The organism is Thalassobellus sediminis (genome assembly GCF_044386045.1).
Classification (GTDB): Bacteria; Bacteroidota; Bacteroidia; order Flavobacteriales; family Flavobacteriaceae; genus Thalassobellus; species Thalassobellus sediminis.
This window is the reverse complement of sequence record NZ_JBISCD010000037.1, coordinates 280,121-303,781: the sequence shown is the minus strand read 5'-3', so window position 1 is coordinate 303,781 and position 23,661 is coordinate 280,121. Positions and strand designations below refer to the sequence as shown.

Annotated in this window: 18 protein-coding genes; 13 read left to right on the top strand and 5 right to left on the bottom strand. The window is 33.5% G+C overall.

Annotated features, from left to right (window positions below):
* The first annotated feature begins 34 nt into the window (after positions 1-34).
* Both ACH5TW_RS03120 and ACH5TW_RS03115 read left to right on the top strand, forming a co-directional pair.
* A complete protein-coding gene (locus ACH5TW_RS03120) occupies positions 35-1,324 on the top strand; it encodes a serine hydrolase domain-containing protein (RefSeq protein WP_439335026.1) in 1,290 nt (429 codons plus the stop codon).
* Positions 1,325-1,334: 10 nt separating this feature from the next.
* On the top strand, positions 1,335-2,126 hold the full coding sequence (locus ACH5TW_RS03115) for a polysaccharide deacetylase family protein (RefSeq protein WP_439335025.1): 792 nt from the start codon (positions 1,335-1,337) through the stop codon (positions 2,124-2,126).
* A 7-nt stretch (positions 2,127-2,133) separates the two neighbouring features.
* Here ACH5TW_RS03115 and ACH5TW_RS03110 read toward each other — a convergent pair whose 3' ends face one another.
* On the bottom strand, positions 2,134-3,444 hold the full coding sequence (locus ACH5TW_RS03110) for a voltage-gated chloride channel family protein (RefSeq protein ID WP_439335024.1): 1,311 nt from the start codon (positions 3,442-3,444) through the stop codon (positions 2,134-2,136).
* A gap of 128 nt (positions 3,445-3,572) precedes the next feature.
* On the opposite strand from ACH5TW_RS03110, the gene ACH5TW_RS03105 reads away from it, so the two are divergent.
* A complete protein-coding gene (locus tag ACH5TW_RS03105; protein ID WP_439335023.1) occupies positions 3,573-4,670 on the top strand; it encodes a hypothetical protein in 1,098 nt (365 codons plus the stop codon).
* A 280-nt stretch (positions 4,671-4,950) separates the two neighbouring features.
* Here the strand turns inward: ACH5TW_RS03105 and ACH5TW_RS03100 are convergent, their stop codons facing one another.
* Positions 4,951-6,306 (bottom strand): DEAD/DEAH box helicase, encoded by a 1,356-nt coding sequence (locus ACH5TW_RS03100; protein ID WP_439335022.1) that lies wholly within the window; start codon positions 6,304-6,306, stop codon positions 4,951-4,953.
* A gap of 37 nt (positions 6,307-6,343) precedes the next feature.
* A complete protein-coding gene (locus ACH5TW_RS03095) occupies positions 6,344-7,234 on the bottom strand; it encodes an aldose 1-epimerase family protein (protein WP_439335021.1) in 891 nt (296 codons plus the stop codon).
* A 75-nt stretch (positions 7,235-7,309) separates the two neighbouring features.
* On the opposite strand from ACH5TW_RS03095, the gene pabB reads away from it, so the two are divergent.
* Positions 7,310-8,608 carry an aminodeoxychorismate synthase component I gene (gene pabB / locus ACH5TW_RS03090; RefSeq protein WP_439335020.1) on the top strand — a complete coding sequence of 433 codons (1,299 nt, stop codon included), beginning with the start codon at positions 7,310-7,312 and terminating at the stop codon, positions 8,606-8,608.
* On the opposite strand, the gene ACH5TW_RS03085 is transcribed toward pabB, so the two are convergent.
* A complete protein-coding gene (locus ACH5TW_RS03085) occupies positions 8,605-9,297 on the bottom strand; it encodes a hypothetical protein (RefSeq protein WP_439335019.1) in 693 nt (230 codons plus the stop codon). The two genes, pabB and ACH5TW_RS03085, sit on opposite strands and share 4 nt — an antisense overlap.
* Positions 9,298-9,421: 124 nt before the next feature.
* On the opposite strand from ACH5TW_RS03085, the gene tilS reads away from it, so the two are divergent.
* From tilS to ACH5TW_RS03040, 9 genes are all read left to right on the top strand, one after another.
* Complete coding sequence (gene tilS / locus ACH5TW_RS03080; RefSeq protein WP_439335018.1) at positions 9,422-10,732, top strand: tRNA lysidine(34) synthetase TilS; 1,311 nt, start codon at positions 9,422-9,424, stop codon at positions 10,730-10,732.
* Positions 10,733-10,813: 81 nt separating this feature from the next.
* Positions 10,814-12,436, top strand: a complete 1,623-nt coding sequence (gene ade / locus ACH5TW_RS03075) for an adenine deaminase (protein WP_439335017.1) — start codon at positions 10,814-10,816, stop codon at positions 12,434-12,436.
* Positions 12,437-12,542: 106 nt separating this feature from the next.
* Complete coding sequence (locus ACH5TW_RS03070; RefSeq protein ID WP_439335016.1) at positions 12,543-13,499, top strand: YheT family hydrolase; 957 nt, start codon at positions 12,543-12,545, stop codon at positions 13,497-13,499.
* A gap of 38 nt (positions 13,500-13,537) precedes the next feature.
* Complete coding sequence (locus ACH5TW_RS03065) at positions 13,538-15,832, top strand: FdhF/YdeP family oxidoreductase (RefSeq protein ID WP_439335015.1); 2,295 nt, start codon at positions 13,538-13,540, stop codon at positions 15,830-15,832.
* A gap of 166 nt (positions 15,833-15,998) precedes the next feature.
* Complete coding sequence (gene nirB, locus ACH5TW_RS03060; protein ID WP_439335014.1) at positions 15,999-18,512, top strand: nitrite reductase large subunit NirB; 2,514 nt, start codon at positions 15,999-16,001, stop codon at positions 18,510-18,512.
* A gap of 91 nt (positions 18,513-18,603) precedes the next feature.
* Positions 18,604-18,981 (top strand): nitrite reductase small subunit NirD, encoded by a 378-nt coding sequence (nirD, locus tag ACH5TW_RS03055; RefSeq protein ID WP_439335013.1) that lies wholly within the window; start codon positions 18,604-18,606, stop codon positions 18,979-18,981.
* A gap of 11 nt (positions 18,982-18,992) precedes the next feature.
* A complete protein-coding gene (locus ACH5TW_RS03050) occupies positions 18,993-19,577 on the top strand; it encodes a DUF4202 domain-containing protein (RefSeq protein ID WP_439335012.1) in 585 nt (194 codons plus the stop codon).
* Between the two features lie 10 nt (positions 19,578-19,587).
* Complete coding sequence (locus ACH5TW_RS03045; protein ID WP_439335011.1) at positions 19,588-21,402, top strand: sensor histidine kinase; 1,815 nt, start codon at positions 19,588-19,590, stop codon at positions 21,400-21,402.
* Between the two features lie 836 nt (positions 21,403-22,238).
* Positions 22,239-22,904, top strand: coding sequence for a response regulator (locus tag ACH5TW_RS03040; protein WP_439335010.1), 666 nt, complete (start codon positions 22,239-22,241; stop codon positions 22,902-22,904).
* Positions 22,905-22,963: 59 nt separating this feature from the next.
* On the opposite strand, the gene ACH5TW_RS03035 is transcribed toward ACH5TW_RS03040, so the two are convergent.
* A complete protein-coding gene (locus tag ACH5TW_RS03035; protein WP_439335009.1) occupies positions 22,964-23,614 on the bottom strand; it encodes a hypothetical protein in 651 nt (216 codons plus the stop codon).
* Positions 23,615-23,661: the final 47 nt, after the last annotated feature.

The following is a 23,661-nucleotide window of genomic DNA, read 5'->3' as shown; positions in this document are numbered from 1 at the left end:
AGCTTTTCTATTAATTTAATCAACAACTAAACCCATGCAAAAACTATTTTTAGTTTGCCTTACCGCATTTGTACTAACCTCTTGTTTTAAGCAAACACCAACATTACAAACCGAAACACTTTCTATTGCAACGCCTAGTTCTGTAGGTCTGTCAGGTGCAAGGTTAAACCGCATAGATTCAATGTTAACGTTTGCTGTTTCAGAAAAGAAAATCCCTGGTGCTGTTGCTTTAATTGCTCGACATGGTAAAATAGTGTATTATAAAGCTTTTGGAATGGCAGATAACACTTCTAAAACAGATATGGAATTAGATCATATTTTTAGAATAGCTTCTCAGTCTAAAGCCATTACTTCAACTGCCGTTATGATGTTGTGGGAAGAAGCTAAATTTAGCTTAGACGATCCTATTTCAAAATATATTCCAGAATTTGGAGAAGCCCAACTTTTAGATACTTTTAACGAAGCAGATTCATCATACACAACCAAGCCAGCCGATACACAAATAACTATTCGAAATTTATTGACGCATACATCTGGTATTGGTTATGGGAAAATAGATGGCGATTTACGTTTTAAAAAGCTATATGCTAAAGCAGGTATTGTAGATTTATTCACTACCGAAAATGTTGCTATTGGCGATAATATTAAAAAACTAGCCAAATTACCTTTACACCACAATCCAGGTGAAAAGTATACTTATAGCGAAGGACTAGATGTGTTAGGATACTTTGTTGAAATTATGTCTGGAATGCCTTTTGATGAATTTTTAAAAACTAGAATTTTCGAGCCTTTAGGAATGGAGGATACACAGTTTTATCTTCCAGAATCAAAATACGATAGGTTGGTAACGGTTCAAACAAAAGAAGATAATGTATGGGTTAAATATCCTGTAACATTTTACGATACCGATTATCCTAAAACCGGAGCTAAACGGTTTTTATCAGGTGGAGCAGGACTTTCTAGTACAGCAAAGGATTATGCAACGTTTTTACAAATGTATTTAAACAAAGGAGAATTAAATGGTGTTAGACTTTTAAGCAGAACCACTGTAGAAACTATTTTAACCAATCAAATTCCTTATATATCTGAAAATATTGAAAGAGCTCACGGATTAGCTTTTGGACTTGTTGATAAGAAAAAACATGATTTAGGAGGTAACAGCAGCGAAGGTACTTTTGAGTGGGGCGGTTATTTTAATACGAAGTATTTTGCAGATCCTAAAGAAGATTATATTGGCATATTATTAAAGCAGACACAACGAATTAGTGGTGATGATACTTCGCAAATATTTAGAACTTTAGTAAATCAAGCTGTTGATGATTAATTTTAAGCATATGAAACATTTAAAAGCATGCGTTTTCTTAGTATTTATGGCATCATTTATAACGAATGCACAAAATGAAAATAAAGCACTTTGGAATACAAAACAATGCGCCGTTTCTTTAACGTACGATGACGGATTGAATGTGCATTTAGATAATGTATTAACTATTTTAGATTCTTTAGGATTGAAAGCCACATTTTATGTTCCTGGAAATTCAGCGTCATTAAATAATAGGTTGAATGATTGGAAAGCATTAGCAAATAAAGGCCATGAATTAGGCAATCATACATTATTTCATCCGTGTGATGGAAAGCCAGAAGGAAGAGAATGGGTCAATCCAGATTACGATTTAGATACCTATTCCATTGATAAAATTGTAAGCGAAATTAAATTAGCAAATACCTTGTTACATACTATCGATGGTAAAACCAAAAGAACCTTTGCTTATACCTGTGGAGATACAGCCATTCGAGATTCTTCTTTTATAGAACTTATTAAAACCGATTTTGTTGGTGCTCGTGGTGTAGAAGCGGGTTTCGAGACATCTAATTTAGATTTATTTGATGTTAAAGCCTTTAGTGTTAATGGCGATACTGCAGACCATTTAATAAGTATTGTAGAACAAGCCAAAACAAGTAGCTCTTTAGCGGTATTCTTGTTTCACGGTGTTGGTGGCGAACATAATTTAAATGTCGATTTAGACGAACACAATAAGTTTGTACAATACTTAAAGGAAAACGAAGCATCAATTTGGGTTAGTCCGTTAGTTGATGTTTTAGAATACATCAAAAAGGAGCGTTAGTTTTAGCTTAAGTCTTTTCCTGTTTATCACGTCTCTTTTTAATATCAGAAAGCGGTAACCCTTTTTCACGTATATAGAAATTGTTTTTCGGACTTCCAATAATTTGGGAGGCATACACACCTGAATGACCAGAAAATAAATAGGCAGTACTACACGCTAAAGCAATAAAAACGCCTGCTTCTATACCAAATAATTCAATGCCCATAATTGTACATGCAATAGGTGTATTGGTAGCGCCTGCAAAAACAGCAACAAAACCCATACCGGCAAGTAATCCCATTGGTAACGGGATAAACCAAATGAGTACATTTCCTAAAGTAGCACCTATAAAAAATAAAGGCGTTACTTCACCTCCTTTAAAACCAGCACCTAGCGTAAAAGAGGTGAGTAATACTTTTAATAAAAAGTCATAAGAGTTGAGGTTCACATCAAACGCATCTACAATGGTAGGAATACCCAAACCAATGTACTTAGTTGTTCCCATAAAATAAATGGTAACGGCTAAAATAACACCACCAATAACAGGACGTAATGGCGGATATTTAATATATTTTTTAAATAGATTACTCCAAAAATGAGTCGATTTAGAAAATAGCATCGCAACCAAACCAAAAATAATACCTGCTAATAATGCCCATAATAGATTTATAGGATTCATTTCGGCAACCTCAGAAATATGATAATGTGTATGTGTTACGTTCCAGATTTCACAAAAATAGTTTGCAAAAACAGCACCCATAAAACTAGGAATGATAGCATCGAGTCTTATTCTTCCTAAAACTAAAACCTCAAGCGCAAAAATACCTCCGGCTAACGGTGTTCCAAAAACAGAAGCGAAACCAGCACTAATACCTGCAATTAAAAGAATTTGTCTATCGCGTTTAGAGAGTTTTAAAATTTTTGTAAACTGGTCGGCAATAGCACCTCCAATTTGTACTGCTGTACCCTCACGACCTGCCGATCCACCAAATAAATGTGTTACAATAGTGCCAAATAATACCAAAGGCGCCATTTTAAAAGGGATTATTTTTTTTGGTGAATGAAATTCTTCAAGTAATAAGTTATTGCCTTTTACAACCTCATTACCATATAAATGATAAGACAAGCCAATAATAAAACCGCCAATTGGTAACAACCAAATAATCCATAAATGAGATTCTCTGTAATTTGTTGCCCAATCTAAACTCGTAAGAAAGAAAGCCGAAACACTACCAGCAACAGCGCCTAAAAGCAAACAAATAAACACCCATTTTACAAGATAGAGTAGCGTGGGAACTTGTTCGATAGAAAGTAAGAATTTTTTAATTTTAGCTATCATAAAGTGCAATGTGCTGCAAATATAAATTAAATATTAGATTACCGTAAATTTCTAGCAAACAGTAGTTCTTTTTATAATTTCATATCTTTAAGAACATCAATCTTATAATAAGTAATAAATAGAATATTATGAATGCTACAAAAATTAAATGGTTTGTTTTTTTCGGACTTCTTATTTCGGTTTTTAGTTTAAGTTCTTGCGAAAAAGAAGAGCATAAAAAAACCGTTGTTGCTATTAAGGGAGAACAGTTTTACATTAATGATGAAATAACCTATAAAAATAGAAACTGGGAAGGAAACAAGATTGAAGGACTTTTATTTAATTCTAGAATGGTTCAAGGTGTTTTTGATGATTTAAATCCCGATACACGAGACAATTTTAAGTATCCAGACACCCAAGTTTGGGATCCCGAAAGAAATACAAATGAATTTATTGCCGCAATGCCCGATTGGAAATCTCATGGTTTGTTAGCTTTTACTTTAAACCTTCAAGGCGGAAGTCCCTTAGGATATGGAAATTATGGTTGGGTAAATACAGCATTCGATAGCATTGGTAATTTAAGACCTAAATATATTAATCGTTTAGAAAAAATATTAGATAAGGCAGATGACATAGGAATGGTTGTTATACTTGGTTATTTCTATTTTGGACAAGACGATCAATTAAAAGACGAACAGGCGGTTTTAAATGCTGTTGATAATATTACCAATTGGCTTTTAAAAAAATCGTATTCTAACTTGTTAATAGAGATTAATAATGAATGTGATATCAATTACGAACATAAAATATTGCAACCAGAACGGGTTTCAGAGTTAATAGAACGTGTTAAAAAAATGACAGATAATAAGTTTTTGGTTAGTACAAGTTTTGCTGGTAATAGAGTGCCAACTTCTAATATTATTCAGAGTTCAGATTTTGTTCTTATTCATGGTAATGGTATTGAAGAACCTGAAGGTATTAAGGTTTTGGTTGAAAAGGTAAGGGCTTCAGAAGGTTATTATACAAAACCAATTCTTTTTAATGAAGACGATCATTTTGATTTCGATAAAGAGTCTTATAATTTAAAAACGTCTATAGAATCTTATGCATCTTGGGGATTTTTTGATTTTAGAAAAGAGGGAGAACCTTTCGAATCTGGTTTTCAAAGTATCCCAACCGATTGGAAAATTAGCTCAGAACGAAAGAAAGCTTTCTTTTATAAGCTTAAGGAAATCACAGGGTATTAATTTGAAATTGATTTATTATGACAAGAGTTGCTTTAATTTTTACTGAAGATTAAATTTTAGGGCAAAACTCTATTTTTTTACTCTTTTTCTATTTATTATGATTCTTACTATCTCTATTTATGTTAGTCCTGCGCAGGCAGGAATGACAATAGACTTTAGCTGGATGGACTTAAATTTAACAAATACACCCGCGTTAGGGATTGCCGTGAAAAGCCCACAGCGACGTAGGAGCGAGGACTTGTAACAGAAAGCCCGACCCGATAGGGTAACGCCCAAAAAATTACTTTCTCTTATTTCGTTTGTTATAGTTTTTATCGCCTCTAGTTTTAGGCTTTTTGTACTTAGCTGCTATTTTGAATTTGTAGGAACCACCTAAGTTTTCTTTAGAATTCTTTTCAGATTTCTGGTGAAAGGCTGGTCCTGGCGCATCTTCGTCTCTATTACGTTTGTTAGGGTTGTTACGTTCTTTTATTACCGGACGCTCTTCTTGAATAAGTTCGGTAGATATTGTAACGGTTTCTGGAATTTTCAATAACGGAATTTCCATATTCATTAAGGTTTCTATATTCTCAATGGCATCGGCTTCCTTTTCGGTATTAAAAATAAGGGCTTCTCCTTTACGTTCGGCACGACCTGTTCTACCAATACGGTGCATGTAGTTTTCTGGGTAAATTGGTGTGTCGAAATTAATAACATGCGATACGTTATCAATATCCAATCCGCGCGCCATAACATCGGTAGCCACTAAAATACGGTTGTTTCCGTTTCTAAATTGCTCGATACTACGTAAACGGTAGTTTTGTGTTTTGTTAGAGTGAATAACGCATAACTCATCATGAAAAATTTCATCGAGTTGATCGAACAAACGATCGGCCATTTTTTTAAACGCTACAAATATTAAAACCTTATTAAAGGTTTCTGTATCGTTTAGTAAGTGTGTTAATAAATTTACTTTGGTATAAAAATTTGGAACTTTGTAACGTGTTTGCGAGATGTTATCTAGCGGTGTTCCAGAAATAGCAATGGATACACGCTCTGGACTTTTAAAGAAATCGTTAATTAGTAAATCGACATCTTCGGTCATGGTTGCCGAAAACATAATGTTTTGTCTCTTTTCTGGAAGTATATCGAAAATATTAATTAGCTGATGTTTAAAGCCTAAATCGAGCATGACATCAACTTCATCAATTACTAATTTCTGTATAGATTTTAATTGTAATACGCGGCTTAAAGCCAAATCGTATAATCTACCTGGTGTTGCTACTAAAATATCAATACCCTCGGCAATGGCTTGCTTTTGCGTGTTAATGTTAGTACCTCCATACACGCCTAATACACGATTATTGATGTATTTTGATAGTTTTTCAATTTCATCAACCACCTGTACCACCAATTCGCGTGTTGGCACTAACACCAAAATACGCGGATTTTCTTGTGTCGAAAATTTTAAATTCTTTAAAATAGGCAACATGTAGGCAAAGGTTTTACCTGTACCTGTTTGGGCAATACCAACCATATCTCTACCCGAACTTACCACATTAAAAGCTTCTGCTTGAATGGGTGTAGGTGTTGTAAAGCCTAAATCGTCTATGGCGTTATATAATGGGGTGTTTAAATTTAAATCGTGAAATGTCAAAATATGCTATTTAGCTGGCAAAGTTACGTTTAATAATTTAGATTAAATGATTGTTATCTATTTCAATACTGTAGCTTGCATTAAAGGTCTCGTGGGCAGCAAGTTTTAAAATGCCTTCTTTGGTTTTTAAATCTTGATTGGTGGTTTCGTTATCGGCAATACCTAACCACGGTTCTATACAAACGTAATCGCCTTCTGGTTTTGCCCAAATACCTAAATAATTGAAATCATTATAAGTAAATGATAAAATGTTTCCGTGTTTATTACTTTTTAAGATGACTTTTCTAGATTTTAAATCTTTGAAAATAAGCGCATCGGCATTAAATAAGTCGTGTTTTAGCGGTAGCAAATTAGTATTGCTAAACACAGGTTTTGTTTTAGGTGAAATAAGGCCGTTTTCCATATTTATGAGGTGTGTTTCAGAGTTTTCATGGTGTTCAAATTCTAAAACGTAATCATCATAATTTTCATCGTCATACACTGGGCACTTAAAAGCAGGATGTCCGCCAACCGAGAAATACATGGGTTTGTTATCAACGTTTTTAATGGTGTGTGTTATTTTTATGGTTGTATCTGTTAGCGTATATGTAATATAAAACTCAAACTTAAACGGATATATTTTTAGCGTTGCTTCACTATAAATGAGTTTGAATGTTAAACTGTTTTCGGTTTGTTCGTGTAGCGTAATATGGTCGTTGTTTCTCACCATACCATGTTTAGGTAAACTATATGCTTTATCTTCAAAAAAATAGGTATTGTTTTTTAAAGCACCAATAATTGGGAATAGGTTAGGCGCGTAGCTACTCCAAACATCTGGGTTGGCATTCCACATAAATTCGGTGTGATGCTTTGTCGATGTAATTTTGCATAATTCGGCACCAATTTTTTTAACCGTAATCTTAAGTTTCTCGTTTTGTAAGGTGTACATGCTTTTAGATGTTTAAAGTACAAAAATCTTAATTTTTTAAGTATTCTACTTAACTTTGCGGAATAATCTTTTTTATTGAGAACAAAACAAATTTTTAAATTTAAAGATTCTAAAGTCTTTAAAAGTCAGATTCGCATTTGGGCACAACAGTTTGATGATGTGGTTTGGCTAGATTCTAATAATTACGAGCAAAGCTATTCTAATTATGATGCGGTTTTGGCGGTTGATGCGTTTACTGGCATTCAAACAGATTATCTTCAGGGTTTTGAAAAACTAAAAGAATATCAAACCTTAGTAAACGATTGGATTTTTGGATACCTAACCTACGATTTAAAAAATGATGTTGAAGCTTTAAAATCGACTAATTTTGATGGTTTAGAATTTCCTGATTTGTACTTTTTTCAGCCTAAGAAACTATTTTTATTTAAAGGTGATAATGTTGAAATTCAATACTTAAATTGTGTTGATGATGAAATTGAAGACGATTTAAAAGCTATTGAGAATATAGATGATAGTGACCTTGAGCGCAAGGTCTCCGATGATCAAATCAAAATAAAACTTCGCATTCATAAAGATGAATACTTCGAGAAAATAAAAAATATGCTTGCCCATATACATCGTGGCGATATTTATGAAGCGAATTTTTGTCAAGAGTTTTATGCCGAAGACACAACAATTAATCCTTTAGAGATTTATAATAAACTTAATGATATTTCTAATCCGCCTTTTGCAACCTTTTTAAAATGTCAAGATAAATACTTGTTATCGGCTTCACCAGAGCGTTACTTGAAAAAAGAAGGAACAACCTTAATTTCGCAGCCTATAAAAGGAACAGCAAAGCGTTCGTTAGATGTTGAAGAAGATGCGAAGCTGAAACAGGATTTGTTAGAAAACGAAAAGGAGCGAAGTGAAAACATTATGATTGTTGATTTGGTACGTAACGATTTATCTAAAACCGCCACCAAAGGCAGTGTGAAAGTAAAAGAGTTGTGCAAGATTTATACCTTCGATCAAGTGCATCAAATGATTTCTACGGTTACATCGGAAGTTGAAGCTTCAACACATCCCATAGATATTATAAAAAGCACCTTCCCAATGGGTAGTATGACGGGCGCTCCTAAAATTTCGGCAATGCAAATTATTGAAGATTTAGAAGCAACTAAACGCGGGCTTTACTCGGGGGCTGTAGGCTATTTTTCGCCTACAGGCGATTTCGATTTTAATGTGGTTATTCGTAGTATTTTATATAACGAAACCAAAAAATACGTGTCTTATTCCGTTGGTGGCGCTATTACAGCAAAAAGCGACCCGCTAAAAGAATACGAGGAATGTTTGGTAAAGGCTAAAGCGATGCGAACGGTTTTGGAGAACTAATCTATATGATCTTTAAACTGATCTTTGACTTCATTAAAAATAAACTCCACACGTTTTACTTCCATAGATCTTACTTTTGATATTTCTTCAAAACTTAGCTTTCCAAAAACTATTAAATCAATAATATTCGACACGTTTAATGGCAACCAACTGTATAAGTTGCCTAGTCTTTTTTTAGAGTCATTAAGCGATGCGGCTTCAATATCAAAAGCTTCTAAAACCGAACTATCATTATCGGCATATAAAAACAAATGTTTGTGTTTATGGTCTTGCTTGTACGAGATATCATTTAAATCTTCATTCATAACAAAATCCATATCGGCATCAACAGTATATTTTTCTTCTAAATTATCCAATTCTTCTTCTAAAATAGAATTCGTGCTAATCGTGTTTTTATGAAAGGCCTCTTTTTTAAAAAGCGTGTTTAAATCGGCATCAACAATTTTAAAAAGCTTCAGTTTTATGGTTGTAGCATCGCTATCAATATTATATCCTTTTTCGTAGTATTTAGCAATAGCCTCGTCAATAATACCATGAGACGTATACATGTTTTTAGGAATAATTCCCGTAGATATTGCAATGTATAGTCTGTGCTTAACATAGGCTTGTAAATGTTGAGTTGCCGAAATAACACGTTTATCAAAAGCTTCTTTTGTTTTTTTATCGTTTATTTTATCTAATGAGCACATAACAATAGTATTTAAAATTAATACTTAAAAGGTACTTCTGTTTTAGAATAAAATTCATGATTTATATCATTTTATATTAACGATTTTCGATTAAATTAAACCCTCAAAGTTGTATATTTGAACCATGTTTGCACAATTTGAACACCATTTAGAATCGCGTTTACCTTTTTTGAAAAAAAGCAAACTTCTTATAGCTATTTCTGGAGGAATTGATAGTGTGATTTTAACACATGTATCTCATAAAGCAGGTTTAAATATCGCATTAGCACATTGTAATTTTAATTTGCGTGGTGAAGAAAGTGATGCCGATGAAAACTTTGTTCTGCAATTAGCAGAAAGCTTAGATTTAGAAGCCTTTGTTGAAAGTTTTGATACCAATGCATATGCTAAGGAACATAAGGTTTCTATACAAATGGCAGCGAGAGAACTGCGTTATAACTGGTTTGAAGGATTAGCGGAACAGCTAAGTTTCGATTATGTCTTAACAGCACATCATGCCGATGATAATTTAGAAACTTTTTTAATCAATTTATCAAGAGGTACGGGGTTAGAAGGTTTAACAGGTATTCCTGAAGTTAACAACCATTTTGTGAGACCACTGTTACCATTTTCTAGTAACGATATCGAAACTTACGCTAAAGCGAACAATATAAAGTGGCGAGATGATAGCAGTAATGCCTCTACTAAGTATTTGAGAAATAAATTAAGGCACGATGTGATTCCCATTTTGAAGGAAATGAATCCAAGTGTATTACAGAATTTTCAAAATACAATTAGTAACTTAAATGACACAGCCGATATTGTTGAAGATAGTATTGATAGTTTTTTTAATAATGCTGTTGAAACTATTGACGACTATCAAATGGTTTTTAAAATTTCAGAGTTTAAAAAGTTGAATAACCCGAAAGCGTATCTATTTGAAATATTCAAGGATTACGGATTTACAGAATGGGATGATGTTGTAAAGCTTTTAGAGGCACAATCGGGTAAGCAAGTTTTGTCGTCTACACACCGTTTAATAAAAGATAGAGAGCATATTTTGTTAAGTGAGCTTTTTGTAGAAGCAAATGAAAGTATCGTTATTTCAGAAACAGATAAAGACCTTGAAACCCCATTGGGTATTTTGCTTTTTGATGAAGCAGATGCTATTTTCGGAAAACGAACCAATGTTATTTATGTTGATAAAGATGTTTTAACGTTTCCATTAGAATTAAGAAAATGGCAAGAAGGCGATGTGTTTTATCCGTTAGGAATGACAGGAAAAAAGAAGTTGAGTAAGTATTTTAAAGACGAAAAACTATCGCTTTTAGATAAAGAAAATATCTGGTTGTTATGTTCTGAAAATATGATTGTTTGGGTAGTAAACCGTAGAGCAGATAACAGGTTTCGAGTAACAGACAAAACGAAGCAAATACTTAAAATTGAGTTGCAGTAAACTGATATGCTTAGCACAGTCTAAGCATCTTATTAATTAAACAATTTGTCATTCCTGCGCAGGCAGGAATCTATAATAAAAATGAAGCTACAAGGTAACATAGTCGATATACAAAATAAACGTATTTTTAAAGGTGAAGTTACTTTTAAGGATGGCAAAATACTTTCTATTGAAGAGAAAGATCACGATGTAAATCATTTCATATTACCAGGTTTTGTAGATGCTCACATTCATATTGAAAGTTCTATGTTAGTGCCTAGTGAGTTTGCTCGATTGGCAATTACTCATGGTACAGTAGCAACTGTTTCAGATCCGCATGAGATAGCCAATGTTTTGGGTGTTGAAGGTGTTGAGTTTATGATTGAAAATGGGAAACAAGTACCACTTAAATTCAATTTTGGAGCACCATCTTGTGTGCCAGCAACAACTTTTGAATCGGCAGGTGCTGTTATAGATTCAGATGCTATTAAAAAACTTCTGGAAAATCCAGATATTAAGTATTTAGCAGAAATGATGAATTACCCAGGCGTGTTGTTTGATGATGATGAAGTCATGAAAAAAATAGCATGGGCTAAATATTTTAATAAACCTGTTGATGGTCATGCACCAGGTTTAAGAGGAAAAGATGTTTTAAAATATATAAGAGCAGGTATTTCTACCGATCATGAGTGTTTTACTTATGACGAAGCTTTAGAAAAGCTTCAAAAAGGTATGAAAATTTTAATTCGTGAAGGTAGTGCTGCTAAGAATTTTGAAGCCTTAATAGATTTAGCTTCAGAGCATTTTGAAAACATGATGTTTTGTAGTGACGATAAACATCCAGACGATTTAATATTAGATCACATTAATAAACTTTGTGCACGAGCGGTAGCAAAAGGAGTTGGTGTTTTTAAAGTGCTGCAAATGGCATGTATTAATCCTGTAAAGCATTATAATTTAGATGTAGGATTGTTACAGATAGGCGATGATGCCGATTGTATTGTTGTGGAAGATTTAGTCAATTTTAAAACACTTCAAACATATATAAACGGCACATTTGTGTTTAATGAAGGTGTGTCCTTGATTAAGCCCGTTGCTTTTAAAAATTTGAATAATTTCAACTGTAATAAAAAAGAAATTTCAGATTTTAAGTTTGAATCTTCAGCTAAAAAAATAAGAGTTATTGAAGCTTTAGAAGGGCAGTTGGTAACTAACGAACTAAAAGAAGACGCTTTAATTGTAGATGGAAACTTAGTTTCAAATATTGAAAAAGATATTTTAAAAATGACGGTTGTTAACCGTTACAATAATGATGACCCTGCCATTGCGTTTATTAAAAATTTCGGATTGAAAGATGGAGCGATAGCATCTTCCGTAGGTCATGATTCTCATAATATTATTGCTGTAGGAGTTAGTGATGAAGCCATTTGTAAAGCAGTTAATTTACTTATTGAAAACAAAGGTGGTATTTGTGCTGTGTCCAATTCCGAAGAAAAAATCATTTCATTGCCTGTTGCAGGAATTATGAGTGATAAAGATGGGAAAACAGTAGGCGAAGATTATGCGAAACTCGACAACATGGCAAAGGAATTAGGAAGCACTTTACATGCGCCTTATATGACCTTGTCTTTTATGGCTTTGTTGGTTATTCCATCATTAAAATTAAGTGATAAGGGGCTTTTTAATGGCACATATTTTAAATTTACAGACTTAGAAGTCAACTAAAATCGTGTTGTTTTTTTAGTAAAAGACGCAAAGTATAAAAGAATATGAAAATTTTAATATTAACTTCACCAACTGAAAACTGCGACTGCGACAGAATACTGTAATTATGCCAATAATAGACGCTACCTACAAACCTTCATTTCTTTTTAAAAACGGATTTATTTCTACAGTTTACTCGGGTTTAGTTCGGCGGGTTAAACTAAAGCAAGAACGCGAACGTATTACTTTAAAAGATGGCGATTTTTTAGATTTAGATTGGAGTTTCTCTAAGGAAAAATCAAACAAACTTGTGTTGTGTTTTCACGGATTAGAAGGTCATGGACAAAGACCGTATGTAACGGGTTTGGCAAAATTGTTTAATAATGATGGTATTGATGCCATCTGTGTGAATTTTAGAGGCTGTAGTGGAGAAGATAATTTAAAATACAGAAGTTACCATTCTGGTGCTACCGATGATTTAGAAGATATTATAGAGCATGTTTTAGCATTAAATAAATACACAGATATCTATTTATACGGTATAAGTTTAGGTGCTAACGTAATATTAAAATATTTAGGTGAGCGCGATGAAGTTCCAAATGAAATAAAAGCGGGTATTGCCATTTCTGTACCAGCAGATTTAATGGGCTCTTGTAACGAACTTCATAAACCTAAAAATAGATTGTATTCCAATCGATTTTTGAATCATTTAACGAAACGATTAGTTAATAAGCTTGTTAAGTTTCCTGAAGATTTATCGCAAGAAGAATTTTGTACTATTAAAACACTCATAGATTTCGATGATGTTTACACATCTAAAGCGCATGGTTTTAGAGACGCGATAGACTATTATGCAAAAAGCAGTTGTCTTCAGTTTTTACCAAATATAAAAACACCGGCATTAATTATTAATGCACTTAACGATTCGTTTTTATCTCCTGAATGTTATCCTGTAAAGGAAGCAAAAGAAAATCCGAGTTTATACTTAGAAATGCCTCAATATGGAGGGCATGTTGGGTTTATTGCTAAAAAGAATATTTATTATAATGAAAAACGAGCGTTAGAGTTTGTTAAAAATCAGTAAATAACTCATATATTTAATAACAAATTTTTAATTTTTATATGAGTTCAATTCCAGAAGATAAAGCAAAAATACCTGAAGACTTCACAACATTAAAAACAACAAAACCAAAAACAAATAGTGTTGGTTTTGGAGGGATTAAAGCGGCAATTAATCATGCTGCTAAATATATGAATCCTGCTGATGCTATAAAGGTATCTCTAAAAGTAAATCAAAAAGGAGGATTTGATTGTCCCGGTTGTGCATGGCCAGATCCAGACGATGAACGTTCTAAATTAGGAGAGTATTGCGAAAATGGTTTGAAAGCCATTGCTGAAGAAGCTCAAAATAAAACCATTGGAACTGATTTTTTTGCAGAACATAGTGTGGATGAATTAGCGAGTTGGTCAGATTTTGAAATTGGTAAATCAGGGCGTTTGTCTGAGCCTATGTTTTTAGCAGAAGGCGCGACGCATTATCAACCTATTTCTTGGGAAGATGCTTTTAATAAAGTCGGCAATCATTTAAATGTCTTAGATAGTCCAGACGAAGCGGTCTTTTATACATCAGGAAGAACCACTAACGAGGCAGCCTTTTTGTATCAATTATTTGTTAGAGAATATGGTACATCTAATTTACCTGATTGTTCTAATATGTGCCATGAAGCTAGTGGAAGTGCGCTTTCTCAAACCTTAGGGATAGGAAAAGGCTCCGTTACTTTAGACGATTTATATAAAGCAGAATTGGTTATGGTTATTGGGCAAAATCCAGGTACGAACCATCCAAGAATGTTAATGGCTTTAGAAAAATGTAAAAATAATGGCGGAAAAATAATTGCTATTAATCCGTTGCCAGAAGCAGGTTTAATAAAGTTTACTGATCCTCAAAGTCCTATCAAACTATTAACTGGCGGTACTCAAATAGCCGATGTGTTTGTTCCTATAACCATTAATGGCGATGTGGCTTTTATGAAAGCCATACTTCTTAAATTATTAGAAAAAGAAGAAAGTACGAGTAATGTTTTTGATAAAGACTTTATTGATGAACACACGCATGGTTATGATGCTTTTATTGCAGATTTAAAAACCTATAATTTTGAAGCTTGTTTAGAAGCTTCAGGAATAACCAAAGCTATTTTTGATGAAGCGTTTGATTTAATTCTGAACAAAAATAAGATTATTATTTGTTGGGCGATGGGCTTAACGCAACATGAAAATGCGGTAGATAATATTCGCGAAGTCGTTAATTTGTTATTACTTAAAGGGAGTATTGGAAAAGAAGGAGCAGGCACCTGTCCAGTTCGTGGGCATTCTAATGTGCAAGGCGATAGAACGGTTGGTATTTGGGAATCGGCACCACAAGCATTTTTAGATAAAATAGAAACGAAATATGGTTTCAAGCCAATAACAAAGCATGGATATTCGGTTATAGATGCCATAAAAGCCATGTATGAGAAAAAAGCAAAAGTCTTTTTTGGCTTAGGAGGTAATTTTATTTCGGCAGTACCAGATACAGCCTATGCAGCACAGGCTTTGGCAAATTGCAACCTAACAGTTCATGTAAGTACCAAACTAAATCGTTCGCATTTGGTTACAGGGAAAGAAGCTTTGATTTTTCCTTGTTTAGGACGCACCGAAAAAGATTATCAAAAAACAGGTTTACAAGTTCAAAGTGTTGAAAATTCTATGGGGGTAGTCTCATCTACCAAAGGTGTTTTAGAGCCTTGTTCTGATACATTGTTAAGTGAAGTCGCTGTAGTTTGTGGTATTGCCAATGCGACTTTAAAATCACGGTCTAAAATTAATTGGTTGCAGTATAAAGATGATTATAATCTGGTACGTGATGATATTGCTGAGGTTGTTGAAGGGTTTGATGATTATAATAAAAGAATTAAACAACCTTCGGGGTTTTATCTACCTAATGGAGCACGGGAAAGAAAATTCAAAACAAAAACAACCAAGGCTAATTTTTCTATCAATAAACTACCTGCTTTGAAGTTGAAAGCAGATGAATTAATTATGATGACTATACGTAGTCACGATCAATTTAATACCACTATTTATGGCTTAAACGATAGATATCGAGGTGTTTTTAACGAACGTCGCATCATTTTTATGAATCGAGACGATATGAAACTACGTAATTTAGAGGAGCATCAAGTTGTGAATTTAAAGTCAGAATTCAATGGTGTTATAAGAGTTGCTAATAATTTTAAAGTAGTAGGTTACGATATTCCTAAAAACTGTTGTGCTACTTATTTTCCTGAAACAAATGTGCTTGTACCGCTAGATAGTTTTGCTCATACAGCTAAAACACCAGCATCAAAGAGTGTTATTATTACGGTGAGTACTACTTAGTTTTTCGTTATTTATGCTATTTAAAAAGGAGCTTTTTTGTCTAATAAATAATTAAGATAGTATGAATTTGCGAAATCTATAATAATCGTATGACATCATAAAAATAATTAAACTACGTATCTAAAATTAAGTATTTATACTTACTTTTGTTTAAAAATACGTAGATATGAAAAAAATTCTTGTCATAGGTAATGGAATGGTTGGTTATAAATTTTGTGAAAAATTTGCAGCCGATTCAGATAGCAGTCAATTTAAAGTAACAGTTTTTGGTGAAGAACCAAGACCAGCTTATGATCGCGTTCATTTAAGTGAATTCTTTGAAAATCAAGATGCAGGCGCTTTAGAAATGGCGCCACGATCTTGGTATGAAGCCAATGATATTGAATTAATTACCAATGTACGTATTACAGATATTCATCGTTCTACAAAAACAATAACAACATCTACAGAAGACGAGTATGCCTATGATTATTTGGTATTAGCAACAGGGTCTTCGCCTTTTGTTCCAAATATTAAAGGCGTTGAAAAAGAAGGTGTTTTTGTATACAGAACTATCGAAGATTTAGAAGGCATGCTCGCTTATGCTGCTAAACTTAAAGCGCAAAACCCGGATGCTAAAGCAGCGGTTTTAGGTGGTGGTTTATTAGGTTTAGAGGCTGGAAAAGCGGTTATGGATATGGGCTTAGAACCTCATATTGTTGAGTTTGCTCCTAAATTAATGCCAAGACAATTAGATTCTAGAAGTAGTCAAGTGTTGCAATTGAAATTAGAATCTATCGGATTAAATATTCACTTAAGTAAAGCAACCAATCAAATTTTAGGCGATGATGCTATTACTGCCATGGAGTTTGGAGAAGATGATGTGCTAGATGTAGATATGCTTATTGTTTCTGCGGGAATTCGTCCAAGAGATGAGTTAGCTAAAACCTGCGATTTAGAAATGGGCGTACGTGGTGGTATTGTGGTTAATAATAAAATGCAAACATCAGACCCAGAGATTTATGCTATTGGTGAAGTTGCTTTGTACAACCAAATGATATATGGTTTAGTAGCGCCTGGTTATGATATGGCAGGTGTTGCAGTAAATCAGATTTTAGGAAAAGAAGAGGATCTTATGCCTGCTGATATTGATATGTCTACCAAATTAAAATTAATAGGCGTAGATGTAGCCAGTTTTGGTGAACCGTTTATGCCAGCATCAAAAGGGCATTCTGTTATTTTTGAAGATAAAACCAAACATTTATACAAGCGTATTAACGTGAGTCTTGATGGTAAATCGTTACTAGGAGGGATTTTAGTTGGTGATGCATCCGATTATAATATGTTACACCAAATATATTTGAATGGTATGGCGATTCCTGAGAATCCTGCTGAGTTAATTTTACCAGCAAGTGAAGGCGGTTCGTCGTTTGGTAGTGTTTTAGATTTACCAGACGCGGCGCAAGTATGTTCTTGTGAAAGTGTTACGAAAGGCGATATTTGCTGTTCTATTACAGAAGGCGATAGCAATAATTTTGGAGATGTTGTGGCTAAAACAAAAGCAACCACAGGTTGTGGAGGTTGTAAACCTATGGTAGCCGATTTAGTAAATGAAACTTTAAAATCTTTAGGAAAAGAAGTTAAAGAAACTATTTGTGAGCATTTTAATTTTAACAGACAAGAATTATACGATCTTATAAAAGTGAATCAAGTAAAGGATTATGACGAAACGCTAAACTTATTTGGTGAAGGTCATGGTTGTGAAACTTGTAAGCCGTTAGTAGCATCTATTTTTGCTAGTATTACTATGGAAACACCTAACCGTCAGGTAGGTATTCAAGATACAAACGATCGTTTTTTAGCCAATATTCAACGTAACGGAACGTATTCTGTAGTACCTAGAATCCCTGGAGGTGAAATTACACCAGACAAATTAATAGTAATTGGTGAAGTTGCTAAGAAATATGATTTATATACTAAAATAACTGGAGGTCAGCGTATCGATTTATTTGGCGCACAATTACATGAGTTACCACTTATTTGGAAAGATTTAATTGATGCAGGTTTTGAAAGTGGACATGCTTACGGAAAATCGTTACGTACAGTAAAAAGTTGTGTAGGTTCTACATGGTGTCGTTACGGGATGCACGAAAGTGTAACATTTGCAATTGAAATTGAAAATAGATATAGAGGTTTACGCTCGCCACACAAATTAAAAGGTGGTGTTTCGGGATGTATTAGAGAATGTGCTGAAGCTAGAGGTAAAGATTTCGGATTAATTGCTGTTGATGGTGGTTGGAATTTATATGTCTGCGGAAACGGAGGTGCTACACCAAAACATGCGGTGTTGTTTGCGGAACAGTTAGATGATGAAACGTCGGTTAAATATTTAGACAGGTTTTTAATGTTTTACATACGAACAGCTGGTCCTTTAGTACGAACAGCTCCTTGGTTAGATAAATTAGAAGGTGGTATTGAGTATTTAAAACAAGTGGTTATTGAAGATTCTTTAGGAATTGCAGCAGATTTAGATGCCGAAATGCAAGGATTAGTTAATAGATATGAGTGTGAGTGGAAACAAGCGATTGAAGATCCTAACATGGCAAAACGTTTCAAACATTTTGTGAATTCTGATGATACTGATGATAACTTGGTGTTTGTGCCAATGCGTGATCAGAAAATGCCAAAGGCTTGGAGTTAAATTAAGTGGATTTGTTTAATTATTTATACGTTTAAACGTTTGTAACAGATAAACAAATCAACAGATAAACAAATCAACAAAAAGAATAGATATGCAAAATATACTAGAACAATACGAAACGGTTACTGAAACTCAAGTAAAAGATTGGTTTAAAGTTGGAGTTATTGAAGATTTTCCAGAGAATACAGGAGCTTGTATAAAGTACAAAACCAAGCAAATAGCGGTGTATAATTTTGCTAGAGTAGGTAAGTGGTATGCCTGTCAAAATTTATGTCCGCATAAAATGGAAATGGTATTATCGTTAGGAATGATAGGCGATAAGGATGGCGTTGCCAAAGTAGCTTGCCCAATGCATAAAAAGAACTTTTCGTTGGAAGACGGATCGAATTTAGCTGGCGACGATTTAAAAATTGCTGTGTATCCTGTTAAAATTGAAAGCGGAAATGTGTATATTGGCTTTTCAGACTAATATACATAAAAATGAAGCCGACACGATTTGAAACTGCCATAGCATTAATAGATAAAAAAAACTCTGAAGACCCTAATAATTACGAGGTTTTTGGTATAGAGTATCCTAAAGAATTATTGTACTCACAACGTATGTCTAGGAAACTTTTGCAGTTTAATCCTAATGCATCTAAAGCACTTCGAATTGCAGCGCGTTCTCAACATATTTGTCGTTGGAAAATAGCCAGAAACGAATATCCGATGGATAGAGTGGGGTATTTAAAATGGCGTGAAACTTTAAAGAAAATGCATGCCGAAATAACAGCCGAAATTCTGAATCAGGTTGGGTATGATAAAGAATTTATTGATAGAGTATCTTTCTTAATTAACAAGAAATTAATTAAGAAGAATGAAGAAAGCCAAATAATTGAAGATGTAATTTGTTTGGTGTTTTTAGATTATTACTTTGAAGAGTTTGCAGCAAAACATACCGATGAAAAAGTAATAGATATCCTGAAAAAGACTTGGGTTAAAATGTCTGATAACGGACATGCAGAAGCCTTAAAACTTCCTTTTTCAGAAAAAAGTTTGTCATTAGTTAAACAAGCCATTTCTTAAATAAAAAAGCATGACAAAAGGCGGAAATTCATTAGACCAAAGAACGTTTGATAAGTTAAGCCGTTTATACATAATTGCTTTAAGCACCATTGCACTTTCTGTTATTATTAGTCAGATTCTTATTCGTAAGCACCTTAATGATCAGCAAAGCGATTCTACTGTTATTAATGTGGCAGGTAGACAGCGTATGTTGAGTCAGAAACTAACAAAAGATATTGTAGCACTTTCTACCGAAGAAAATTTAGAAGCACGTATCGAACTTAAAGACAATGTTAAACAAACATTAAACCTTTGGGAAGTATCTCATAACGCGCTTCAAAAAGGAAATGATAGTTTAGGCTTACCTGGAAAAAACAGCAAAATAGTTGTTAATAAATTTAAAGAATTAAACCCTACGTTTGATACTATTAGCAAAGCTTCAAATGCTATAATTAATAAGATTGAAAACATTCCACCATTACCAGTATCTGCTTTTATAGATGATATAAAAACGGTAAGAGCCTATGAAGGCGATTTTCTTTTAATGATGGATCAAATTGTAAATCAGTACGATTTAGAAGCCGATGCAAAAGTAAGTTGGTTAAGAAATTTGGAGGTGTTACTAATGACACTTACGCTATTAATTCTACTAGGTGAATTTTTATTCATTTTTTGGCCTACAGCTAAAACGGTTCGAGCAACGCTTGCCGACTTGTTAACCGCTGAAAAGCATGCTAAAAAAATGGCGATTGATGCAGATGCCTTAAGTGTTGCCAAAGAAAAATCTATAAAAGAATTACGAGCTTTAAGTCGCGCCATGGATGAAACCTTGCTGTTTGCTAGAACCAATCAGAATGGTGAGTTATTGCACATGGGAAAACGGTTTTCGCGTCTTTTTAAATATACTAAGTTTAGTGGGAATTTGACTTTCTCTCAAGTGCTTTCTAATCATGAAAAGGAACAATTAATTATAGATGATATTGTTTTAAAACATAAAAAAACAGGTTGGCAAGGTGAAGTAAAAGGAACTACGAGTGATGTTATAGACGTTTGGTTGGAAATGGCTATTATTCCTTTTAATCCTACCGACGATAAGTCTGAATTACTCATTATAGCCTCAGATATTACGGCTCGTAAAGCAGCTCAAATTGAAATAGAACGCCTTACAGAGCGAAGTTTTGAGGAAAAAATGAGTCAGCAAAAAATAATCTCAAGTAAGATTATTGAAAACCAAGAAAAGGAACAAAACCGTATTGCTAAAGATGTACATGATGGTATCGGGCAGATGCTAACAGGTTTAAAGTATAATCTTGAAAGTATAGATACTAAAGATGTTGAAAAAGCGACAGTAAAGATTGAGTATTTAAAAGAGCTTACCACGAATATTATTAAAGGTGTAAGAACGGCGACTTTCAATTTAACACCTCCAGAATTATCAGATCATGGTATTGTGCCAGCATTAGTAAAACTTACCCAGGAATTATCGAAACTTACGAATAAAGATATTGTGTTTTTTAATAAATCCGATTTCAATGAACGCTTAGAGTCTTTAGTTGAAATTAACATATATAGAATTACTCAAGAAGCCATTAATAATGCTATTAAGTATGCTGAATCTACGCATATTTTAGTGTCCTTATCGCATAGTAAAAATATGCTGAGTATTGTGATTGACGATAATGGTAAAGGCTTCGATCCTGCCAAGGTTAAGAATGTTAAAAATGGTGATGGCGGTATGGGTATGACCTTCATGCGAGAACGTATTAAATATATTGATGGCCGACTTTTTCTTAATTCGGAAATAGGTAAAGGCACGCGTGTTACTTTGAATATTCCTTTGGTTTAGAAAAGTTAAAAAGTATGTTTTGTCATGTCGACAAGAGGAACGATTGAGACATCGCATAACTAAGAGTGTTGCATTTGATTCTTATGATGTGATTTCTCGCTGTGCTCGAAATGACAAGCAGTTCAAATTTGTATTCGTTTTTTTAATAATGATGCATTTTTTAGTCATGTCGACAAGAGGAACGATTGAGACATCGTATAAGAGTGAGGCTGAACATGATTCGTATAATGTGATTTCTTGCTTTACAAAGAAGTTTAAAATTTAGTGCCTTAGCGTTTTTGCGCGACCATTGTTATGCGATTTCTCTCTTCGTTCGAAATGACAAAGTAGCTCAAATTTGTATTCGTTTTTTTAATAATGATTCGTTTTTTAGTCATGTCGAAAGAGGAATGATTGAGACATCACATAACTAAGAGTGTTGCGTTTGATTTTTATGATGTGATTTCTCGCTGTGCTCGAAATGACAAGTAGTTCAAATTTGTATTCGTTTTTTTAATAATGATGCATTTTTTAGTCATGTCGACAAGAGGAACGATTGAGACATCGCATAACTAAGAGTGTTGTGTTTGATTCTTATGATGTGATTTCTCGCTGTGCTCGAAATGACAAAGTAGCTCAAATTTGTATTCGTTTTTCGAAACAATGATGCATTTTTTAGTCATGTCGACAAGAGGAACGATTGAGACATCGCATAAGAGTGAGGCTGAACATGATTCGTATAATGAGATTTCTCATTTTACTAGAAAACACAAGAAACCCAAAAACAAGATGCTTTTTTGAATGAAATTACGTAGTATTACTTAAAATTATTATTTTTGTACTTATAAATAAAGCCTATGGATGTTATCAATGTAGTATTAGCTGACGATCATGTTTTAGTAAGAGATGGTATTAAAGCCCTTTTAGAAGACCAATCTGGAATTATAGTTATTGATGAAGCATCCAACGGAAAAGAAGCCCTGGAGGTTATTGAAAAGAATAAACCTCATGTGCTAATTGTTGATATTCGTATGCCAGAAATGAATGGTATTGAGGTTGTGACAGCCATGAGCAAATTATACCCAGATGTAAGAACCTTGGTGCTATCTATGCACGATTCCGAAGAATACGTAGTACAAGCCATTCAAGCAGGAGCCGATGGGTATTTACTTAAAGGAGCTAGTAAAGATGAATTTATAAAAGCCTTAACCAAAGTGGCTTCAGGTGGTAAATATTTTACAGGCGATGTCACGGCTATTATTATGAATAACTTTGTAAACGGAAATACCAATACAGCAGTTGCACCTAAAAAAGAGGTTATTGAAATGCCTTTTAAATTAACCAAACGCGAAAAGCAAATACTAAATTTAGTACTCCAACTAAAAAACAATAAAGATATAGCCGAAGAACTTCAAATAAGTAAACGTACCGCCGAAGTACACCGTTTTAACTTAATGAAAAAACTAGAGGTTAAAAATATTATGGAGCTTTCTAATAAGGCGAAAGAGTATGGGTTGATTTAATCATATTTTAGCTTAGTACTTTTTTTCTTCGCAATGCTTACTTTTATCCTATGTTACCACTAGTTTTTTATTCCGAGCAATTCTTTCATTCGGTCGTTATATCTATATAGAATTCGATGTTCCTCCAAAGTTCCAGACATTTTTTCGGGATAATCAATTTCAAATCCATACTCTTTATATTTTAATTCCAATTGTTCAATAAAATTCTTTGAGTATTCAATTCCATTTCCAAGCAAGTATCTTTTATTTCCAGAAAAAAAGTCCTGTTTAGCCTTTTTAGTATTGAATTTATTATAAAAATCAGGTGCTTTAGTTGAATCAATTTTGTTCGAGATATGGTAATCATAAATTTTAAATTCGAGACTGTCTTTTGCACCAAGTCCCTCAATAAACAAGAACTCTTCTCTTAAGTCTTTTGTTTTAGGATTTACGGTTATTCTACAATAATTGAAATATTTATTTGGGATTTTAAAAATTCCAAGAGAGTCAGTTTTCAATAGAGTTGTATCCTTTTTGTTAGTAATTAAAATATCGTGTTTTCTTTTATTCAAATACGCCAGAGTGTTGTCAGTAGTCGATTCCGTAAATTTATCGTTAGTATCTCGATATTTTACAACTTTTACCTTTCCGACTTTCGATTCTTGCGCAAATGTATTTTGGAATACTCCAACTGTTATAATTAGTAATATGTTTATTAAGATGCGATTCATTCAAATTGGTTGTAACTAGGGGTATGATTACTAGCTTAATGTGTTTT